At 41.0% G+C, this 21,437-nt stretch carries 16 protein-coding genes and 2 tRNA genes; 2 read left to right on the top strand and 16 right to left on the bottom strand.

Annotated elements, in window-relative coordinates; genetic code table 11:
• The coding region (locus IT233_12320; GenBank protein ID MCC7303416.1) for a gliding motility-associated C-terminal domain-containing protein at nucleotides 1-1,600 on the top strand (1,600 nt) is incomplete at its 5' end.
• Between the two features lie 149 nt (nucleotides 1,601-1,749).
• Nucleotides 1,750-2,406, top strand: a complete 657-nt coding sequence (locus IT233_12315; protein MCC7303415.1) for an outer membrane beta-barrel protein — start codon at nucleotides 1,750-1,752, stop codon at nucleotides 2,404-2,406.
• 49 nt (nucleotides 2,407-2,455) lie between these two features.
• Here IT233_12315 and IT233_12310 read toward each other — a convergent pair whose 3' ends face one another.
• The 16 genes from IT233_12310 to IT233_12235 all read right to left on the bottom strand — a co-directional run bounded on the left by IT233_12310 (nucleotide 2,456) and on the right by IT233_12235 (nucleotide 21,350).
• Complete coding sequence (locus IT233_12310; protein MCC7303414.1) at nucleotides 2,456-3,487, bottom strand: sugar transferase; 1,032 nt, start codon at nucleotides 3,485-3,487, stop codon at nucleotides 2,456-2,458.
• Nucleotides 3,488-3,538: 51 nt separating this feature from the next.
• Complete coding sequence (locus IT233_12305; protein ID MCC7303413.1) at nucleotides 3,539-4,282, bottom strand: WecB/TagA/CpsF family glycosyltransferase; 744 nt, start codon at nucleotides 4,280-4,282, stop codon at nucleotides 3,539-3,541.
• On the bottom strand, nucleotides 4,275-6,140 hold the full coding sequence (gene asnB, locus IT233_12300) for an asparagine synthase (glutamine-hydrolyzing) (protein ID MCC7303412.1): 1,866 nt from the start codon (nucleotides 6,138-6,140) through the stop codon (nucleotides 4,275-4,277). The genes IT233_12305 and asnB overlap by 8 nt, the downstream gene beginning before the upstream one ends.
• Nucleotides 6,128-7,348, bottom strand: coding sequence for a hypothetical protein (locus IT233_12295; protein ID MCC7303411.1), 1,221 nt, complete (start codon nucleotides 7,346-7,348; stop codon nucleotides 6,128-6,130). Before IT233_12295 ends, asnB begins: the two co-directional genes overlap by 13 nt.
• A gap of 13 nt (nucleotides 7,349-7,361) precedes the next feature.
• Nucleotides 7,362-8,555 (bottom strand): glycosyltransferase, encoded by a 1,194-nt coding sequence (locus IT233_12290; GenBank protein MCC7303410.1) that lies wholly within the window; start codon nucleotides 8,553-8,555, stop codon nucleotides 7,362-7,364.
• The gene (locus IT233_12285) at nucleotides 8,552-9,466 is read right to left on the bottom strand and encodes a glycosyltransferase family 2 protein (GenBank protein ID MCC7303409.1); all 915 of its coding nucleotides are present in this window, start codon (nucleotides 9,464-9,466) and stop codon (nucleotides 8,552-8,554) included. Before IT233_12285 ends, IT233_12290 begins: the two co-directional genes overlap by 4 nt.
• Before the next feature lie 10 nt (nucleotides 9,467-9,476).
• Nucleotides 9,477-10,355 carry a glycosyltransferase family 2 protein gene (locus tag IT233_12280; protein ID MCC7303408.1) on the bottom strand — a complete coding sequence of 293 codons (879 nt, stop codon included), beginning with the start codon at nucleotides 10,353-10,355 and terminating at the stop codon, nucleotides 9,477-9,479.
• A gap of 54 nt (nucleotides 10,356-10,409) precedes the next feature.
• Complete coding sequence (locus IT233_12275; protein MCC7303407.1) at nucleotides 10,410-11,864, bottom strand: hypothetical protein; 1,455 nt, start codon at nucleotides 11,862-11,864, stop codon at nucleotides 10,410-10,412.
• Between the two features lie 82 nt (nucleotides 11,865-11,946).
• The gene (locus IT233_12270) at nucleotides 11,947-13,653 is read right to left on the bottom strand and encodes a hypothetical protein (GenBank protein MCC7303406.1); all 1,707 of its coding nucleotides are present in this window, start codon (nucleotides 13,651-13,653) and stop codon (nucleotides 11,947-11,949) included.
• Nucleotides 13,654-13,784: 131 nt separating this feature from the next.
• A complete protein-coding gene (locus IT233_12265; protein ID MCC7303405.1) occupies nucleotides 13,785-15,002 on the bottom strand; it encodes a glycosyltransferase in 1,218 nt (405 codons plus the stop codon).
• 1,146 nt (nucleotides 15,003-16,148) lie between these two features.
• On the bottom strand, nucleotides 16,149-17,390 hold the full coding sequence (locus IT233_12260) for an oligosaccharide flippase family protein (protein MCC7303404.1): 1,242 nt from the start codon (nucleotides 17,388-17,390) through the stop codon (nucleotides 16,149-16,151).
• A 64-nt stretch (nucleotides 17,391-17,454) separates the two neighbouring features.
• Complete coding sequence (locus tag IT233_12255) at nucleotides 17,455-19,776, bottom strand: polysaccharide biosynthesis tyrosine autokinase (protein MCC7303403.1); 2,322 nt, start codon at nucleotides 19,774-19,776, stop codon at nucleotides 17,455-17,457.
• Nucleotides 19,773-20,579, bottom strand: a complete 807-nt coding sequence (locus IT233_12250; GenBank protein ID MCC7303402.1) for a polysaccharide biosynthesis/export family protein — start codon at nucleotides 20,577-20,579, stop codon at nucleotides 19,773-19,775. The genes IT233_12255 and IT233_12250 overlap by 4 nt, the downstream gene beginning before the upstream one ends.
• 374 nt (nucleotides 20,580-20,953) lie before the next feature.
• Nucleotides 20,954-21,031: transfer RNA gene (locus IT233_12245), tRNA-Phe, on the bottom strand.
• Nucleotides 21,006-21,257, bottom strand: coding sequence for a GIY-YIG nuclease family protein (locus IT233_12240; protein MCC7303401.1), 252 nt, complete (start codon nucleotides 21,255-21,257; stop codon nucleotides 21,006-21,008). Before IT233_12240 ends, IT233_12245 begins: the two co-directional genes overlap by 26 nt.
• A 16-nt stretch (nucleotides 21,258-21,273) precedes the next feature.
• Nucleotides 21,274-21,350, bottom strand: a tRNA-Ala gene (locus tag IT233_12235).
• Between the last annotated feature and the right edge of the window lie 87 nt (nucleotides 21,351-21,437).

The following is a 21,437-nucleotide window of genomic DNA, read 5'->3' as shown; positions in this document are numbered from 1 at the left end:
CTACACTTACCTGTGGAGTTCAGGAGGAACCAACGCCACAGAAAACGGTCTTGTTACCGGAACCTACACCGTGACCATTACCGATGCCAACGGTTGTACACTTACTGCCACTGCCTTTGTGCCGGATGCACCGGGGCCGCAGGCAGCCATTAACGCTCAGACCAACGTAAGTTGCTTTGGAGGCAATAACGGAGATGCCACCGTAACAGTAACAGGAGGAACCGCTCCCTTCACCTACAACTGGAGTCCCTTTGGAGGAACCGGTGCTACGGGCACAGGACTCTCTGCAGGAACATATACTGTAACTGTCACCGATGCCAACGGATGTACTGCAACAGCAACGGTCACCATCACCGAGCCGCCGCTCTTAACCGCTTCCACCGTAATGACTCCCGTGATTTGTAACGGAGGCAACACCGGAACAGCCACCGTAACGGCTGCCGGAGGAACACCCGCTTACACTTACCTGTGGAGTTCAGGAGGAACCAACGCTACGGAAAACGGTCTTGCTGCCGGAACCTATACTGTTACTGTTACCGACGCCATGGGATGTACCGTGAGTGCTACCATCACCATAACACAGCCCACGGCTGTAACGGTAACACCGGGTGCGGGATCTACCATTTGTATTGGTGCCAGTGCCAATATCACGGCCACCGGAGGCGGAGGCATTGCGCCCTACACCTACGTATGGAATCCCGGTAATATGAACGGACAGAACCAGACGGTGACGCCCTCACAGAGCACCACCTACACTGTAACCGTAACCGATGCCAATGGTTGCAGTGCAACAGATACCGTAGCCGTTGTTGTAAATCCCCTGCCGGTGATCTCCTGGACCTCCGACACAGCAGGATGCGTGCCCTTCTGTGTAACATTTACCAACACCACACCCAATGCCGCCACTGCGCTGTGGGACTTTGGTAACTCCAACACCTCCACCACGCTCAGTCCTTCGGAATGTTACTACACTCCGGGAGCTTACAACGTAACGCTCACCGTGACCGACATCAATGGTTGTGTGAACACCCTTACCATTAACAACTACATTGATGTATGGCCGCTGCCGGTGGCTGACTTCACTGCATCGCCCACGACCACCTCCATTTTGGATCCCACCATACATTTCACCGATCAGAGTCAGGGAGCTACCCAGTGGAACTGGAACTTTGGTGATTTCCAGAACGGTTCCTCCACCCTGCAGAATCCCTCTTACACTTACGGCGACACGGGAACCTATCTGGTAACGCTGGTAGTAGCCAACCAGTGGGGATGTACCGATCAGGATTCGATGATTATTGTGATCACTGACGACTTCACTTTCTATGCGCCCAATGCCTTTACACCCAATGGTGACGGCTTTAACGAGGCCTGGGTACCCGAGGGAATCGGAATAGACAGGGACAAGTTCGAAATGTGGATCTTTGACCGCTGGGGCAATCTGATCTGGCAGACCGACGTATGGGGCAGGCCCTGGGACGGAACGGCCAACGGAGGTTCCGAGATTGTGCAGGAAGACGTATATGTGTGGAAGGTAGTATTACACGATATCTTTGGCCGCAAGCACCAGTTTGTGGGGCATGTGAGCGTGATCAAGTAACGAACTGATTATCAATAAGAAGGGCCTCTTTCAGAGGCCTTTTTTATTGACTTATCTGAATATCAATCACTTATGGCAGCATTTTGACTTGGTCAGGAGCCAATAAATCACTAACATTGCCATTCCTTTCGGGGACAGAAACAGAGCTTATGAAAAAGGTATTATTCAGCGCATTAGCCATTTTTTTCAGCGCTTTCGCATACGGGCAGTGGAAGACCACGCCCTACATTGCAGGCTTATCCTGGAACGTGGTGGAGAACGACGGCGACAATGTTCAGTTTTTCAAGCCATCGGAGACCTGGTACTATAAATACTATCCTACCCGGCTTTCGATTGAAAAGATGTTTCAGTTAGGGATCAGTGTGGATCTTGCATTTACGTACAACCAATACACTACTGGAAAGATCATCAATAACGAGATCAATGCGAAGATTCGTGATTACTATGCAATAGACGCGAAGATGAAGTACGATTTGAATTATCTGTTTGGTGAAACGGCCTGGTTTGATCCGTATGTACATGTTGGGTATGGGTATCATAACACCACTAAAGTTTCTGATTTATTCAAGGATCGCCTGACCGGTTCAACACACAATTTAGGAATAGGATTCCACCTATGGATTACAAAAGATATCGCCCTCTCTACAGAAACACTGGGTAAATGGGCATTTTACCGCCGGGGCGGCAATCACTTCCAGCATTGCGTAGGCGTGGTGTATAAGTTCGGCGGATTACCCGGCAGAATGTATACCAGCGACACATTCATTAAGTGGTCGCAAAGGATGATCGAGAAGATTAAGGATTAGGAAAGTTACAATACCTCCATTTCGAAAGCCCTGGTCCCCGGGGCTTTTTTTATGCACTTCTTATCCGGTTGCTCAGAATATTAAACAGTGCTTTAGCTGTGAAGAGCAAATCAGTTGTGAAGGGACTCTTTTTCTTTTTTGAAAGATATATTCTTTCGGCAATAATATTCCCTTCATGATCCGGCATATTCAGTGACACATAAGGAGGGATACAACCGGGTTTATATTTCTTTCTTAGCTCCCGCATTGCCGGCGGGAATTCATTAAAGCGGGTTTCGCTGAGAGGACGAACACCCATGATCTTCATCTCTCCTTTCAACACATTGATCAGCTGGGGCAGTTCATCCAACCAGTACTTGCGCATGAATTTGCCCCAGGGTGCCAGGCGAAAATCATCTGCCGGTTTCCCTTTGGCATTGTAACCGTTAAGGGATATAACATAGTCCTGCAGATATTCCGCGTAAGGATGCATCGTCCGGAATTTATATACCCCGATGATCTTTCCGTGCTTTCCAACCCGCCGCATACGATAAATTGGTCCGTATGACGGGGACATATCATAGGCAGGCGTTTTCACCTTTTCAGCAACAAAGTACACCAGGCCGTTGATATTTTCAACGCTATTGATTTTAAAACCGCAGCAGACCAGGCGACCCAGCACCTCCGCTTTGGAGAGCAGACGGCTACGACCCTTTGTTAAAAGAAAGTAAATCTTTTTGAGTCCCCATACTTTGGGACAAACGCGCATGAATAAAAACTCGTTAAAGAAATAGATCCCCCTCAATACGGGAATCTTATTTATTCCTTTTCGCTTTCTCCTGTTTGAATAATTCTCAAAGCATCCTGCATAGAGACCGCCCAGCGATAGCTTTTCATTTACCGCCTCGAACATTTTATTTATGAAACGGCAGTCATTTACACGGTTCAGGTTGACGATAGAATTGCAGTTGCCTTCTATTTGGGCAACCGTAAATGAGTTATTCGTTCTGAGTTGTGCGGAATGGGAAATATCCTCTCTAAAGTGAACCCGAAGAAACGTATCCACCTCATAGCCACTCTCTTTTTCAATGGCTGCCAGCATGGGTGTAAAGGTAAGGAAAAATTATTCGCGTCTTCGATATATATGGACGTCTCAGCGAGTTACTCTAAAGAAGAGTTCCCTTATGACTGCGAAAATATAATACGAATTACATTTAAAATACCTTATAAACAATCTTCTTGGATCGTTAATTAATCGTACAAACCATCTTAAACCCAATCGCTTTGCAATTGTCCCCAATTTTATCTCTCCCACGAAATACTCATAACTTCCGCCTACTCCCATTAATACCTTAGTATTAAGCCTAGATTGATTCGTAATAATAAATCTTTCCTTTCGAGGAGATCCGAAAGCTACGAATAAAATATCTGGGCTAGCTTTAGCTATTCGCTCTATTACCTCCGCTTCATCTTCGATTTTATAAAATCCATGTTGAAACATGGAATTGAGATAAAGCCATGGAAACTCTAACTTGAGTTTATTCCTTACTTTAAGTAGCAAGCTCTCCTCTGCCCCAAGAAAAAATAACCTATACTTCATCATTTCAGCCCTTGCTATTAAAGCAACCATAAGCTCTGCTCCAGAGATGGCAGAAATTCTTTTACAATTAATCAAATAATCAGCTATTACCATTGACTGACCATCCGGAATAATGTGCGTGCCTGAGTCAAAACAATCTTTTAATTCAGGATTCTTCTCTCCGAGATACAGCTTAAGCGTATTTAAGGAAATAATTGCCGAGAACCGGCTATCTGAAATTCGCATATCAATTTCATTCAGAAGTTGATCCCGAGATTCTCGGTATAATACATATCCAAAAAGCCTAGGCTCACTCATCATTTACCTTTTTGCGTTCAGCGAAAGGATCGATAAATTCTCTAAACCAAAGTTCGAGATTAATCCATTTCCAAATATCGTTTGCAATATTGATTCTTCCTTCTAAGTGCTTTGAATATAGTAGTAGTGCCTTTTTATTACAAATATAGCCTCTAGAACTAAAAGATTCACTTGCAAGAAGATTATAGATAAATTCCTTCCACTCAGAACTCCTGAACCACTCATCTGATGGTGATCCGAATCCGATCTTATCACGTCTCTGTCTGATTTTTTCAGGTAGCAAACCAATTAAAGCCTCTCTTAGGATAAATTTTGTTGTTCCATTTCTAATAATGAGATCGGGAGCGGTAGCAAGGGTTCGCTCGACAAGTCTATAGTCAAGAAATGGGACTCGAGCCTCTATCGAAAAAACCATGGAATTTCGATCCTCCCACTTTAGTAAGTGCTCAAGTTTATATTCAAAATGATAAAGAAGTGCCTTTCGAAGTGAACTTGCACTATACAACTTGTCAACCAAAACATTACTTCCACAATACTTTTTTGAGAAGGAGGCTTTGACCCAATTAGCCCTTTTCAACAAAAAACCTGTCTTAATCGTTCCTGGGAGAAAAAAGAAAATAAATGCTTTTAAGCCCTTTAAACTTTTATGCTTAGAAATATAACTACCTATCTCCCTGAACAAACTAAATAATCTTAATCTTAGAAACAATTCCCTAAAATAATATCCATAGAAATAATGGTAACCCCCAAGTGTTTCATCCGCTCCTTGTCCATCTAGCGTCACGATGACATGTTTCCTTGCTAACTCCATTACTTTATACTGAGCATAGGGACCTGTAGTTGGAACAGGCTCCCCATGAGCCTTAATAAATAAACCGGCATCCCTAAGCAAACTTGTACTCCCGGGGCTGGTAAAAAACATTGATTTTACAATATTTCTGTATTCATTAATGTATTCACTTTCATTGCCTACATCACCTTGGTTATAAATAGCAGAAAAGGTGCTCAGATCATCTTTCCTAAGTTTTGAAACAATAATTGAAACTATTGAAGAAGAGTCGAGACCGCCACTTAAACAAACTCCCACGGGTACATCACTTTTAAGTCTTAATTGAATGGATGAAGTAAGCGATTCCAGGTATTCGGAATCGTTGCTAAATCCCCTTGCATCTTTAACAGCCCTTTCCAAGTCATACCATTTTCTAATGGAAACTACCCCGCCCTCAATAATCAGTTTTTCTCCATGTTGAAGCTTTTGAATCTCAGAAAAAAATGTTCGCTCAGTATGATCCGTGCGACTATGCACCAAATAGTCATATATTATTTGATCATTTGCGACTATAGGAGTCTTTACTACCTTTAGTATCGGAGGAATTTCAGAACAAAAAACAAACTTCTTCTTACTGAAATAATAATAGAATGGCTTAACACCGAATCTGTCACGAGCTGCAAATAAATATTTACGTTTAATAGAATAAATAACAAACGACCACATTCCATTAAATTTATCCAGACATTCCTCCCCCCAATGTATATAAGCCTTCAGCAATACTTCAGAATCTGTTTTGGTTCGAAACTTTACCCCCCTCAATTCTAACTCGACCTTCAATTCAAGGTAGTTGAAAATCTCTCCATTGAACAATAATACTAAATCACCATCCTCACTAAACATAGGTTGATGACCCAGAGCCGACAGATCAATTATGCTTAACCTAACAAAACCAAGGCCAACATTATCAGAAACAAAAACACCAGAGTCATCGGGTCCACGATGAGCTATTCCCCTCATTAGTAATTCCAATTCAGTCCTGCTTGCGAGGGTCTCGTCTAAATTCAGAATTCCTGCTAATCCACACATACCAATTTTTTATCAAGGTAAGAAAGAGAGCTGAACAACTGAGCTTGCGGCCATCGATGATATGGAACGGTGTTCCTCGTACCGAATGTGGAAACCCTAGTTACAAAATGCCCATCCTGAAGTTGAAAATTTGAAATTAAGTCCTGCGCAAGCCACTCAGCTCTCTTCAGAGATCCCGGTATAATAGGCTCCATAAGTATCCCTAATGAAATACCTTCAGCATAATCGTACATCTCATATTTTCTAAATTTCAGATACTTTTGCTTTGAATATGGTTTAGGCCGACCATTATCGTAATGTAACTCCCTTAGAAAATACGCATACCCTAAAGTTACTGCACGTACTATCCGCTCTGAAGGCAAATATTTGTTACAAATCACCAGGTTTTTAAGAACAAAACAAGTATGGAAATAGTCTATGAAAGAGCTCACGTCAGGGTTCATGTCGTAGTACCAGGCCCCGCTCCTCTGTTGAGCTTGCAGAATAAAATCAAGGTTTTCTTCCGCCTCAGACTTGTATTCCTTGACCTTAAATAACTCATATGCATCAAGCAACACTGCCGCCCTGTATGCGTTTGCATTTACCACGTAATCTTTACTAATCGGGCTGTAACTACTAGATGTCGACCCATTTGGCAAAGTCATCTTGTTAACGCCAATACAGGTAAAACGAGCTATTTCAGCCATGATTTCCAGGCTACTTTCCGATAGAGTAAGTTCATAATGATTCTTAAAAGCCCAATAAACATAGGGCGTAACAGTATTGAAAGGTGTCCCCGCGGGCCAGTAATTGTCCTTTGATTGTTGCCAACCAAAAGTGTAGCCCCAGCCAAAGCCACCGAACTTTGTAATCTTTGATTCTAACAAAATTGTCAGATAATGTTCAGCTTCTTTAAGATACTTCTCTTCCTTCCGAATGGAATATAAATTCAGAAATCCAATTGCATAATGTGCGTCTCCTATCGGTTGATGATTACGATTTGAAAAAATCGCCTGCACTCTAGGAGTAATATTCTCCAGAAAGAAACCTAATCCGGCAAAGGGAAGACCCAAATACTTGTTTCGATAAAAAAGTCTCTTTGAAATTTTTCCAATCCGGGAAGCCCAAAAATCATATCGATCAAATGAAGTATCACCATACCTCTCCTTCCACAGCAAGAAACCACTCATTGAATTTTGAAGGCTCTGTTGTAAGTCGCTATTATTCATTTTCTACCCGGATCTATCTATGAGAAGCTATCGAAATAAAATATTCTAACAGGGTCCTTGCTCTTATGCTCCAACTCATAGAGTTCTCGGCATATGCTCGAATACTGATTCTCCTAGAGAGATCGAACCGATTCCCTAAACAATACTGTATCACACGCTTAAGTTCTACCCTATCAAGATCTGTCAATATGAACCCTGAAGGAAAATCACGAATCAACGTACTGATCTCTCCATAATCATTCGCAATCACTGGTCTACCAGCAGCAAAGTAATCTCCAATTTTATTGGGCCATCTCAAACTATTATTCAAGCTATTGGTCTGCGTTAGAATAAAAAAGTCCGCCATTTCCAATATTTCAGAGAGCTTCTCATAACCAACCCATCCAAAATTCAATATTCTTAAAGCTCCCATACTTAATCCCTTATGCTCAAAATTGATCTTTTCGCCCGTAGTTAGAAAGGCTATTTCCTTACGTTCTTCCTGTGCCACTTCTTGTATGACGTCCAAAAAAAGCGAAACATCTTCAAACTCCAGATCATCCATTCCAACAAAGCCAAAAACTAGGGTTTCCGAAGAAATCTTGAAATCTTGCCTAAGGTCTGACTCTGGGGAAAAAGAAATTCCTCGAACATCTGCACCACCGTGCAAAACAATTATTTTAGCGGCATCAATCCCAAGATTGATGGCACGCTCCCTCATTGCATAGGAGAGACAAACAAGCCCATCAGCTTTTCTTTTATCGTATGCCTCAAATCTGAGATCGTGTCCTCCAATAAATATCTTTTTTAACCCCTTCCTGGTATCATAAAGTCCACCCTTCCCGAAATAGTCCCACCACTCTGAACTATAAACAGTGGAACGGAAAACTTTTCGAAACAAAAACGGAAGGCCACCGGAAGGACGATGACCTGAATCTGTATGAAAAATATCAAACGAATTAGTAACGGAATATAAAAACTTGAGCATTGGAACAAGAACACCAAATCCAAGTCTTCTCATAGAGTTAGGCACGATGTCATTGAAGGCAATTATCTTGACGCCTTCTCGCTCCTCTACTTTGAAAAGTCGAAAGAGGTAACTAAAAGAGCTTAAAGATGTTAGTAGGGTTACTTGGTGATCCAATCTCACCAATTCTCTTGCTAACATAAAGGTTCTTCCAAACCCACTTTGGTCAACAATTGAATAATGTGAGATCAGAATCCTCATACTGCCTCAGGTTTCTGATGACGTCCATCTATGGATAATTTATATTTCCAATACCGCTGTCCAAATCCGACTAAGATAGCTGCCAGATGTGCAAAGAAATAAAATCGATGCCATACAGGTCCATATATTAGCTTACAAGAATTCGAAAGGCTTCTTAAGTGACGTGTTGACTTTATATTGGAAAAACTGCGAACAAAAACACCAATTTCTGGCTTATTTGCCTTTGAAGCCAAGCCCGTATCTTTTTGATGTGAATACACCCGAGATTCATAACTAATATATACTGGAATCCCGACATTAGTGGCCCGGATTGTAAATTCCGTATCAGCGTGATAATGTGGCAATTTCTCTTGGTTATACAAACCGATTTTTCTAAAAACACTGATTGGAATCAGAACCCCCTTTCCAGATAGTCCATGAACCGCATGCAAGCCTTGGTACTTTCTCACATCTTCTCCCCATTTATTGTAGATCAGATAAAAGGGAATTCCAAGCCTTCGAGTTTTCCGTGTAGCGGAAGGTTCAATTTTTGTTCGTTCATTATAGAAGAGGTTAACACAACCTATGATTGCTTTGGGCGACTTATGGTGTGCATCCAATAAAGAGCTGAATGTTCTATCGTCAATCACTGCATCATTATTCATCGAAAATACAACATCCGCTGTATCAAGAGAATGCTCAAGCACATACTCAACACATCGATTCATTCCTCCTGTCCACCACAATTTACCATCCCCATTTAATAAAACACCTTCAGGAAAATTCTCCCTTAATATATTAGAGGTTCCATCCGTTGACCCATCATCGCATATTACAATAGTAAAACAGACTTTAGCTTTGGCTCTAATACTGGAGATACATTCTAAAGTATATTCGATTCGATTATGTACGGGAATGCATATATATACCATCTTACATATTTTAACGATTTCGAACCCTTCTTATAATATACCCCTTAAATATCCCTACCAGTTGAAGAAAAAACCAGAGTATAAACCCATTTCCGTATATCAATTTGTTCCAATTATATATAGAACGTAAATGCCGTGTTGATTTAATGCTGAAGAAGCTTCTCAGAAACATAATGAAGCTAGGAGTGTCCCCTGCAAATGATAAACCAGTTTCATGTTGAAATGACTTAATACAAGCAGTTAGTGACAAAAATACTCTTATATTATGCCTTCTCATCCTGATTGTAAATTCAGTATCAGCATGATAATGTGGCAACATTTCCTGATTATATAATCCATGGTTTTTGAAAACAGAAACTGGAATAATAACTCCCTTACCCGAAAGAGCCTCAACTTCTAAAAGATTCTCACTGGTATAAAATAACTCTCCCCATTGATGCTTTTGGCTCAATCTATTCAACCCCCATTTTCTCCGCTTGACGATTGCTGATGGTTCAATTTTATTACTACTATTTGCAAATAAATTCACACACCCAATGATTGCATAAGGATACTTTTTCAAATGCTGAAGTAAATTCGGTATTGTTTCAGGAAGCAATAACGCATCATTATTGAATGTGAATATATAATCTCGATCAAAGTCAATATTATCTAATTCTAAAATGTATGAAATACATCTATTTATTCCTCCTGTCCACCATAAATTACCATCACCTTCCAATACAATAACATCACTATGATTTAACTTAACTTTTCTCAGTGTTTCATCAGTAGAACCATCGTCACAAATAACGACAAGAAATGGCACGCTGCAATATTTATAGATACTCTCAAGACAATTGAGTGTGAATTCAACTCTATTATGAACAGGAATACAAAAATATATCATATCTTCTATCTAGACTAAATTCATTTCTCTGTATTATTTCTCAATCGTTCTAAATTAAAAAGCCTTTGCTCGATTTAATTCATCGCCACAAACTGAACCTGCAAGGCAAAGAAAATAAACAAAAAAGATATCGTTGAATTGTATTCCGGAGTAAAGAAACATAAATATAATTGTACTGATAATTATCACAGGGAAAACAATAAGAAAGCTCGCACCATAATATGTATGGAATTTCATAGATTTAATATAACGAATAACTAAAATCAGAAGAAAAATATTGCTTATTAATCCACAAATACCAATCTGTGCGTATGATGAAATCAGAGAAGATCTGCTTCGAGTAAAATTACTATACTGCATGACTGGGGTATCCATTGCTTCTATCCTTCCCATATTTCCATTGTATCTATAATTACCGCGACCATATCCTAATAATATCTTCATTGGATCCTCTCGAAGATGTTCTTCAGTAATATTCACGAATCCAACAATTTTGCCCCATTCCTTGTAGTGTTGAGTGACTCCCGAGATTGATTTTGTGACCAATTCCTTATAATCTTCTTTTGTTCCTATACTTGTATAATACTTATCAATCGCATAGGACATTATTGCAATACCAATAATTACTGTCGGAATGACAAAATAATACCTATGCTTCAAATTTCCTTTTCTAATCAACCTAATGATGAAGAATACCGTCATAGCAATAGAAACACCAAGTGCTGTTTTCGAATCTATAAAAGCATAATGCATTAGAAAAAATAATCCAATCCAAACAGTTATATGATTCGATATAGTTATTCCAATCGCCAATAAAGTTAAAAACAACGCTGAACAAAACCAAGAAGTAAGACTTGAACAGGCTGCACCAAAAGTGCCGGATGCTGCATCGTCTAAGCCGGCAGTCCATAAGAAATATCCTTCACCATCTTCCATTATAGTCATTGGGGCGTCAATAATTTCGCTAAACTGCATGAATGATATAACAATCTGAATAATACCGACTGCAACTAAAAAATCAATTACCTTACCTGTCTTGTTCTCGATATGAATATTTCTTAGTATCAAAAAAGCGTATACGGCAGCTGGTTGCAAAAGAACATTTAAATTTATCTTATCATTGTATACATCACTTAATGTTACTATTGTAATATGAATAAACGTCCATGCCAATAGCATTTTATCAAAACGTCTGACATACCAACCTACCCTGCTTTTGGCGATCAATACAATAAAAAGAAATAATTTCGGATTTATTAACACTTTTGTAAGTGTTGATTCCTGAATGTAATTCTGCCCAACAAAGAAATTGACACAGCAAAAAACAATTCCAAGAAATAAAAGTAAATACTCTGTCTTTTTTGTTATTAATAGAAATATAAAAATGATCGAAGAGAAAATAGCAATAAAATCTCTAAATATATAGCCAAATAAAAGATATGACGCAATCAAAGAAACGTTGATGCCTATGTTCTTAACATTTAGGCCCCATTTAGTTTTTCTAGTCAATCAATTATATTTAGGAAATCTTTTCAATCTTTTTGCTTGGTTTCCACTCCAGATCGCCCAACTCTTCCCCTTTTATAAAATTCTAATGATCCCCCTTTTTTAAATAATAATTCCCTATAATTAATGCATCAACCCCCGAATCATAAAAACATCTGATTGCCTCCTGTGGAGTATTCACAATGGACTCTCCCATCACATTAAATGAGGAGTTAAGTACGATTGTCTCCCCGGTTAACTTGCCGAATTCATTAATCAATTCCCAGTACCTTGGATTCGTCTCTTTCTGCACCATTTGAGGACGCAAGGTGCCATCCACGTGAACAACCGCAGGTATCTTCTCCCTTTTATGGTCAGTAACATCATATGAGGTAATCATAAAAAATTCATCTTTATAGTCTTTAAGGTATTCATGCCTGCTTTCATAAGTTAATGAGGGGCAAAACGGCCTGAAACCTTCCCTGAACTTTACCGAAGCATTTATTATATCCTTGTTCGCAGCTTTTAAAGGACTCATTAAAATAGACCTGTTACCGAGTGCGCGTGGACCGCTCTCCATTCTGCCCTGAAACCATGCAATAATCTGATCCTTTGCAAGCAGTTCAGCACCTAGCTTCGCCGGATTATCTACAAAAGTATATTTTACCTTTCTAATTTTAAGTACTTTCTCAATTTCCTCATTACTGTACTCAGGCCCTAAATAAAGATTGTCGAATTTATAGCCGTTAAACTTATGATGCCGGTAATATTCAAGAAATGCTGCGCCTACCGCGAGCCCAGAATCACCCGGATTAGGGTATACATGCTGCTCTACAATTAAATCACGCCGGCTGTTCCAAATTCTTTGATTTAACTTCACATTCAGCATGACTCCTCCTGCGAATGCAATTCTGTTAATGCCTGTTTTCTTAACCCAGCCATACACCAAATGCATAACGCACTCCTCCAATTTGCGCTGCGCTTCTGCGGCAACATTCTCCCTCCCGTATTTCAAAATTAATTTCTCAGCCTCGTATGCTTCATCCAAATGAAATTGCATTGATCCGCTTTCACTCCAATAATATGATTTTCCCAATTTTGAGGGTTTGATCAATCTCTCATTCTCAAATTGTGGGAAATAATCATCAAGTATGCCTTCGCATAACTCAAAATTTCCATACGGCGCCAGTCCCATGGTTTTCCCTTCTCCATCCCCATGGATCCAGTGCAAGCCCTCTGTGACAATACTATATGCCCAGCCAATAGCTGCCTCTTTATCATAGCACTTCAACAATTTAATTTCGTTGCCTTCCCCCTGCCATATTGCGGTACATATTCTATCCCCTGCGCCATCCACAGTAAATATCAGACACTTCTTGGCATTATTTCTTGTAAAGTAAGCACTAGCTGCATGAGCTAAATGGTGATTGTAATTTTTAATCTTTTCAGCTTCAATAATTCTAAATGATGAAAAATATAAAGGTGGCTTTAACTCAGATAATCTAGGTGGCATTCGTAAAATCCTTCTTCCGATTCGCTTTGCCATCTCATTTACTTTGCTGCTATTCTCCTTTAATCCAAATAATCGAATAAGTTCCACAGAACAGGTGTCAGCTGCAACGCTGATACAATCTATTTCGTTTATATCTTTCAATCCGGCATGTCGTAAACAATAATTAATGGCATGAATCGGAGCATTTGCCGAATGTTTAACCCTTGCGAATCTTTCCTCCTGAACATCTGCTACTATTTGACCATCCTTAACTATAGCGGCTGATGAATCATGTCCCTGATGTACTCCCAGAACTATCATTTTCTATATTTTAAATTTTCTAAAACACGGGTAATACACGTGTAAATCAAATCCAACTTCTTTCAGTTCACACTAATTAGAATAGGGTAATTCAACCTGAATTAATCAAAATTGTCTTACAAACCTTTTCTTTAATCCAAATCACTTTGACTAACTCTAATATTATTATATATCCCGATATATTCATGTGCAACTCGAGTCCTATTATGCCTTTCCATTGCCCGCCTTTGTGCCATCATTGCCAGTGATTTACACCTGTTCTCGTCCTCGGACAATCTAACTATCTCTTCCGCAAATAACTTACAGTCTCCCTCTCTGACTAGTATTCCGTCAGTTCCGTTAGTAATGATGGAAGAAGATCCGCCATTATCAAATGCGATAACCGGAAGGCCCGATATTTGTGCCTCACATAATGCATTAGAGCTGTTTTCTAAATAACTGCTATGACAGTACACCATTGCCTCCGAGAGTTGACTAGCAATTTCCCGATCTGTCTGCGAACCGAGTAGCTGAATATTCAGCTCAGAATGAGCAAGTTTAAAATATTTCTCTGTGACATAAACACTCTCAGATTTCTCACTAACTCCAATTACTCTCCACTCAAACTTGATATTACGATCCTTCAATATTTTTGCCATCTTCAATATTCTATCATAGCCCTTATACAAATTATCACCAATAATAGTACACAATACCAGCCTCTTCAGCGGCGCAATTCTTTCAGATGACTTCATATAAAATACCGGACGCAACAACTCCTCTCCATGAAAATAAAATGCTCCGGGAGAATAGCTGTTGACCAGGCTCCGGTCATACTCAGTCCGGCCGATATAGTACTTATTAAAAGAAAATATTCGCCTTTCCCTATAAGAGTTACGCTTAAATTTACGCCAACGACTTAGAATGTCATTTACGAGAAGTTGATTCTTTATCTTTGATAATGCTCTTAGCTTCTTTGCTGCAACATCACCCAGAAATACGGGTAACAATTCATTCAGTACTCCCTGGATTGAAATAACCATTGGAATCTTGCATCGCGCTCGTAGCAAGCCGAAACAATTTTCAGTTCCGTGCACATGAATAATATCCGGATGAAACTCATTTATAACTTCCATAGCCCGCTCAAGGATATAGCTATCATTCTCCAGATCAAATCTTCTAACCAACCAACGGCCGATCTTAGTACCAGAATAACCATCTCTGATGGGGAAATACTGTACGCTATCTACTCTTTTATAACTTTCCTGCTTGCGGGAGATAAAACATACTCCCAGCTGTATTCCCTTTTGATTCTTGATTTCCTTCTCTAATGAAGTCATCCATCCCCCGGAGCCTGAAGATGTCTCCATGCCTTCATAATATGAACAAGGTGTGTTTGTAAACCAAAGAATTCTCATCATTGACAATATTTGCTATCAATAACCACTCGCCCCACATTTGTCTCGTTCTTGTCTTCGCTTCGGATTCGCTGGACAGTATTAGTAAGAGAGTTAGGTTAAATTAACATCATTTTGATCGCCTGTTTTGCAAAGGCAGTTCATTCACATCGCTTAAATTTCTCACTCCAATAAGGCTTTTAAATTTCCTTCTAATAAACCTCCTCAACTTATTATTTATTCGTTTCGCTAAAGTTTTTCGTTTATTGATATGCTTATTAAAATGGTGTCTGTCAAAGAAGTTATTATTCTCCAATTGATATTTGGGTATACAACTAGGGAACTCTAATCGAAATGTGGCTCGATTATAATATGAGAGATCTCGGCCCTCCGTTGTATGCGTTCCCTCCGTGCCAATATTTGATATCAAGTTCACCTCAGGAGTCACACAAATACCACCATATTTATGAATGCAAAATTGCCATTGATAGTCCCAGGTATTAATGTTCTCAGATCCCCCAATTAGCATGTCCCATATACTTTGCCAATATCTATATTCATCTTTGAAAAATTTTGCTTTAAAATTTGATTCATCCATTTCACTCCATGATCGAAGTTTGTAATCATAAAGTTTCCAAGCGCGCTTCCATGTTGCCCACCCCCAAACATGTGCGTATTTGCTAAAAAAATAAAAGTCCTGAACATTCCTGTAATCTTCGGACCATCGCGAACCGGAAATATGCATTACGATTTCATCATGTTTAAACATTTCCAACATTGTTCTACAATAGTTGAAAAACGAATCGTTGGGGATACAATCATCCTCTAATATTATTAATTCCTCAGTGAAGTTGAATGCCCAGTCTATTGCTGACGAAACTCCCTCACCACAACCCATGTTCCTTTCGGGCAAATACCATCTGATATTACACTCCCAATCACATGTCGCTACTAAGCGGATAATTTCCTCCCGAGCTTTCCTATCCTCCATCGAATCACCCTTAGGGCCATCATTAAAAACAAATAGATCCCGAATCTCGTGTTTCCTAAGCACTTCAAATAACCGTTCTGTGTAAATAGGCCGATTATATGTTAATAAGAGTACAGCAGTTTCCACAATCAACGATGGCTAAGTTGCAGATATACAATTAACCCCGAAAAGATGCTCATAAACACACCGATGAAGATTTTTGCCAGCGCTGCTCCCAAAAAATGATACCTACTAATAAAAAAATAATACACGAGAAGGCCTAAAGCTGCTCCGGCCAGATTATTAAACAAACTTGCCCTTCTGTTTTGCAATGCCAAAATAGTCTTGTCAAAAAAGTAAAAAATGCTCATTATCAGCACCCCCACAATTAACAGATTTGCGTATTTCACCGCTCCCAAATATCTCTGACTAGTAAGGTATCCTATAATTTCGCTAGAGAAAATAATAAAAATGCCCATCCCGATAATACTGGGTATAAATGTGTATCCAAATATTCTCAGAATTGCCCCTCCCTCTCTCGAATTTGCCGCCTTAAAAATATCCGGCTCAAATGCATTCTGTAAACTTGATATCCCAAGGTTAAACATATTTGTTATCGTAATTGCTAAACTATACAGCCCCAGCTCATTAAGATCATTTTCAGTCTCTAAAAAAATTCGATCCATGTTTGGAAGAATCACAAAAGCAACCCCAGATAAAACTAACGGAATGGCATACTTGAAAAGTCTGAGAATAATTTGATAATCAATTTGCCCTGCCGTCCATTGCTTAATGGCAATCAAGCAAATTGGAAGCATCAAAAGGTTTGTGACAAGAGGCGCAGCAAATCTTCCTAAGATGCCCCATTCAAACTCCGCAACAAATAACAAACCTAGAGCAAAATTAAATGCGGTAAATACTACCGAGAAGAGAAAATATTTAGAAGATTTCTTTTCGATTCGGTAATGCAACAAAATCATCATTTTTATGTTATCAAAGATGATAGAAAGCAACATAAAAACAATATAAGGTAAGAAGGGAATTCCAACGGCAGTCAAATCGAAGTACGAATAACACGCTGGAAATACAATGGCAGATAACACCAGAGAACCAAAAAAATAGAAAAAAATCATGTTCTTGAAGATTACTCGGTTCTCTTGTGCGGAATTATTATAATATTTCATTAGAAACACTTGAGGCATCCCGAAAATAAAAATGGGTAATAACAGGCCCTTTAACGAATCAAAGAAGCCTAGGATGCCAAAATCTTCTGCTGAGAGATATGAAGAATATACAGGTTGCACAAGGAATGAAAAACACACCTGAACCATAGTTCCTAAAAAGTAATACCCGGCATCCTTATAGTTACCCAACAAATAGGAAAGGTTCATGATAAAGTTTCGCTTTACACTTTACTATAACTTCTCTGTGTCCTCTTTCATTGAGAACGAATTGCTAAGATTTCTGCTTTTCGTCAACCCCATATCCACCATATCCATATCCATACCCATACTTATACCCATATCTTGAGCCCTCTTTGATGGCATTAAAGACTAAATGCAGGTTGTGAAATTTCTGTCCCCGGTAGAGCTCTTCCAGCATAAGCAGGTTCGATTTGGGTGTGTAATTGTGACGTAAAACGTAAATGGTTACGTCTGCACTCTTTGCCAGAATCTGCGCATCCGTTACAATGCCAATGGGCGGTGTATCTATAATGATGTAATCGAACTTCCTGCGCAACTCCTCTATCAGCTCCTCTATCTTGCCGTTCAGCAGTATCTCTACCGGATTTGGGGGCACCGGTCCGCAGGGGATCATATAGAAGTTCTCGTGCCCCGGCACCTGCTGAATAATCTCCTCCGCATGCGCCGCACCAATCAGGTAATTGCTCAGGCCCTTCTCTGCACTTAAATTCAGGCTTCTGTGGATCTTCGGCCTCCGCATGTCCAGCTCTAATATCACTGTCTTCTTCCCCGTCATGGCCAGGCCCGCGCCCAGGTTTAAAGAGATGAAAGACTTGCCCTCCCCGCTCATGCCGGAGGTGAACAGTATGCTCTGCACTTTGCTCCCGGCACCTGAAAAGGCCAGATTCGTGCGCAATGCCCTTATTTGCTCCACCACCGCCGTGCGGCTCTTCGGATCTACAATAATACCCTCCGCATCCTTTGCAAAGGAGATCTCACCTATCACCGGCGCATGCGTGGCCCTTGCAATATCCTCACGGCTCCGCACTTTGTCGTTGAACAGATCCGAAATGTAAATGGCGCCGAAAGGCAATGCGAGTCCCAGTACAAAGGACAGGAGATACACCACCTTGCGAACCGGCTTTACCGGCAGCGAGGTGCTGCGCGCGGAATCAATGGTTCTGCTGTCCGATACTGCAGATGCAAAAGACAAGGCGGTTTCTTCCCGCTTCTCCAGAAGAAAAATATACAGGTTGTTCTTGATGGCCTGCTGGCGTGTAATGTCCACAAGTATCCGCTCCTTGCCAGGGATGCTGCGGATGAAACTCTCCAGTTTCGCATTCTGGTTCCCCAACTGCTCCAGGGTGAGATTGATGTTTTTTCTTAATGTTTCAATATTTTCCAGGATGCTCTTCTTCAGCATGCGGATCTGATCGTCCAGCGCCAGCACCAGGGGATTGTCCTCTCTTGTTAATTTCAGGGTCCGCTCCCGCTGCAGCTCCGTTTGCGATAACTGCGCGATCAGGCTCAGCAGCGTAGGATCCGAGATGCCCAGCGTGGCAGGAACAGTGCCCGGCTGGTTGTCCTTCTTCTTCACATACTCCGCCACACTGTTCAGAACACTCAGTTGAATTTTTGCCTGGGAGATCTGCATATCGTTTTCCTGCACGCTCTGTAAAAACAAGCGGCCCTCCTCCGATATATTGGTGATGCCTTCTTTGGATTTAAACTCCTCCACGCTCTGCTCTACCTTGTTCAGATCTCCGCTGAGCAGGCGCAAACGTTCTTCAATAAATACCAGGGTGTTGGAGGCCACTTTGTTTTTATCCTCCAGGGAGGCCTCGTTGTAAGCTTTAATGAGGTAATCCAGCACCTCTACTCCCCGTTGTGACATATTATCCTCAATACTCATCATCAGCACGGTGGACATCTTGCTGCTGGGTTCTACTTTTAATTCCAGCAAGAGGGCTTCGGTCATGCTTTCTTCGGACTGTATCCGAACAACAATATCTTCCGCCGTAACATCCTTTCCTGTAAGATTGATCTTTATGATTCCTTCGGGCAGCTTTATTTCTTTGTTCAGCTCTACCGGTTTACCATCCAACTCCACGGTTTTTCCGCCCACAATATGCAGATGAATCGGTTCTATAAATCCATCACCTGAATCTCCCACCAACTCCACCAGCACAGGACAGTTATTATAGATCTCAGAGTCCTTTACCTTCTTTTTTGAGTAATACCGTATATTCAGGTTCAGGTCATGAACTACTTTAGACATCAGTGTAAAGGAGCGCAAGATCTCCATTTCATTTTCCACTACTTTATTGGATCCGAAAATGTCCAGTTCCTTCAGCATAGCATCCTGCCCTATGCCTTTCTTCTCATCTTTTACCAGGATGGAGGCCTTAATGCTGTATTTCACGGGAGAATATCGGAGGTAAACATATCCGCAGAAAACACAGGCGATCACTGATACCACAAACCATTTCCAATAGGCCAGGTACCTGAACACCAGCTCGCGGAGGTTCACCGGTTCCTCTTCCCGTTCGCCCTGGAAGCGGGGATCAATAGCTGGTCCGGTTCCGTTGCTCATCGTACAAAAGCAGAATAAATAAGGGTCATCAGGGTTAAACTGCTGATCACAATGGGTGCCAGCTGAACCGTACGGTCGGTAGAATTATACTTTCCCTTGCCGGGTTCTACATACACAAGGTCGTTGCTCTGCAGATAATAATACGGCGAATTAAAAAAATCTCTTTTGGTGAGGTCTATACGTGCAAATTCTCTTTGTCCGTTCACCTCACGTATAACCAGGATGTTCTTCCGGTTCCCGTAGATGGTGAGATCACCCGCCAGGCTCAGGGCTTCCGGAAGGGTAATCTTTTCGTTGGGAATAGTATAAACAGAAGGGCGGTTGACCTCTCCCATAATAGAAACGCGGAAATTCAGCACGCGAACACTCACTGTAGGTTCTTTCAGATACTTGATCAGTTTAATGCTCAGTGTATCGGTAAGCTGAGCGGTGGTGTATCCTTTCACGTTGAGTTTACCGATGAGCGGGATGGTAATATTTCCCTCCAGGTCTACCATGTATCCTGTGGCAGCCGCAGGGGCATTGGTTTGGTTGGTCTGGTTCATTGTGCTATTGAGTACTGCCGGGAAGGGATTGAATAAAGCGCTGGCTTCGGGGCTTAAGGAAGCCACCATGATGCCGAGAATATCCCCGCTTCCGAGCTTATGTACGAACTGCGTTTGAACCGTTGTTTTTTCCGAATCTCCGGAGTGCTCTTTCGGCTGAAAGTAGGCTACATCCTTGCGGCTGACACAGGAGGGAACTAAGATGCTAACTATCAATGTGATAATAACAGCCGGTGCCGTAAATACCTTCCGGGTCATGGGGCGCAAATGTACAAATTTTTAAAGAAACTACCCTAATAATCAGGTAAATAGGTGGGAAGTTAAGGCTGTAAAAAGAAGGATTCATCGAAGAACATGCCCTGTTCGGTTCCCCGGGTCAGGAAGAAAATTGCAACATGCTTAATTGGCAGTAAAAAAACCCCGCGCCAAAGAAACAGTCATATCTTCATTAGTGCAAAAACAAAAAATCATATTGTACCCTTTCAATTTGTGTGAAGAATACCGATGACCTCCCCGATGTCTCGGGGCGCTCTGGCATTCACCGGGAATTCCTTGTTTAAAAAAATCCTACTCTTCATCACTTTTTTATAAACTCTATTTGAGTTGCTGTAACTCTGAACTCATATTCATTGTGGAGAATATCGGAGTCGAACCGATGACCTTCCCGCGTTTCACGCGGGACGCCTAGCCAGCTTGGCCGATAATTCTTTCAATATATTTCCTGCTTTTCTTCTTTTTTATTTCCCTCTCACGCTTCATTGCTTCAGATCGAGTTGGAAACTCCTCCTTATACTTCAACTCCCAGTCTTTGGCATGTTTTGTAGATCTGCTACCGGAATTATTGTGTCGGAAGATTCTATTTTCCTGAAATTCAGTATGACCAGTGTAGTATTTGTCTGAGGACTCAGAATACAAGATGTATACAATGAAGGGCATCTGATCAAACCTTCTTTGGTGGAGAATATCGGAGTCGAACCGATGACCTTTTGCATGCCATGCAAACGCTCTAGCCAGCTGAGCTAATCCCCCATTTTTTTCGGGAAACAAATATAGCAGTTTTCAGGTTTCTATTGCATTCCACTTTCTACAACTCTTCCCTGACAATCAGTAGGTTAA

This window comes from Bacteroidia bacterium (genome assembly GCA_020852255.1).
In the GTDB taxonomy this organism is placed as follows: Bacteria; Bacteroidota; Bacteroidia; order JADZBD01; family JADZBD01; genus JADZBD01.
The sequence above is the reverse complement of the archived record's forward strand: the minus strand, read 5'-3'. Positions and strand labels throughout refer to the sequence as shown.

What these genes read in the sequence shown, in the direction of transcription:
- IT233_12315 (MCC7303415.1), top strand. Translation starts at nt 1,750, where the DNA reads ATGAAAAAGGTATTATTCAGCGCATTAGCCATTTTTTTCAGCGCTTTC.
- IT233_12310 (MCC7303414.1), bottom strand. Translation starts at nt 3,487, where the DNA reads ATGCTGGCAGCCATTGAAAAAGAGAGTGGCTATGAGGTGGATACGTTT.
- IT233_12305 (MCC7303413.1), bottom strand. Translation starts at nt 4,282, where the DNA reads ATGAGTGAGCCTAGGCTTTTTGGATATGTATTATACCGAGAATCTCGG.
- asnB (MCC7303412.1), bottom strand. Translation starts at nt 6,140, where the DNA reads ATGTGTGGATTAGCAGGAATTCTGAATTTAGACGAGACCCTCGCAAGC.
- IT233_12295 (MCC7303411.1), bottom strand. Translation starts at nt 7,348, where the DNA reads ATGAATAATAGCGACTTACAACAGAGCCTTCAAAATTCAATGAGTGGT.
- IT233_12290 (MCC7303410.1), bottom strand. Translation starts at nt 8,555, where the DNA reads ATGAGGATTCTGATCTCACATTATTCAATTGTTGACCAAAGTGGGTTT.
- IT233_12285 (MCC7303409.1), bottom strand. Translation starts at nt 9,466, where the DNA reads ATGGTATATATATGCATTCCCGTACATAATCGAATCGAATATACTTTA.
- IT233_12280 (MCC7303408.1), bottom strand. Translation starts at nt 10,355, where the DNA reads ATGATATATTTTTGTATTCCTGTTCATAATAGAGTTGAATTCACACTC.
- IT233_12270 (MCC7303406.1), bottom strand. Translation starts at nt 13,653, where the DNA reads ATGATAGTTCTGGGAGTACATCAGGGACATGATTCATCAGCCGCTATA.
- IT233_12265 (MCC7303405.1), bottom strand. Translation starts at nt 15,002, where the DNA reads ATGGAGACATCTTCAGGCTCCGGGGGATGGATGACTTCATTAGAGAAG.
- IT233_12260 (MCC7303404.1), bottom strand. Translation starts at nt 17,390, where the DNA reads ATGAACCTTTCCTATTTGTTGGGTAACTATAAGGATGCCGGGTATTAC.
- IT233_12255 (MCC7303403.1), bottom strand. Translation starts at nt 19,776, where the DNA reads ATGAGCAACGGAACCGGACCAGCTATTGATCCCCGCTTCCAGGGCGAA.
- IT233_12250 (MCC7303402.1), bottom strand. Translation starts at nt 20,579, where the DNA reads ATGACCCGGAAGGTATTTACGGCACCGGCTGTTATTATCACATTGATA.
- IT233_12240 (MCC7303401.1), bottom strand. Translation starts at nt 21,257, where the DNA reads ATGCCCTTCATTGTATACATCTTGTATTCTGAGTCCTCAGACAAATAC.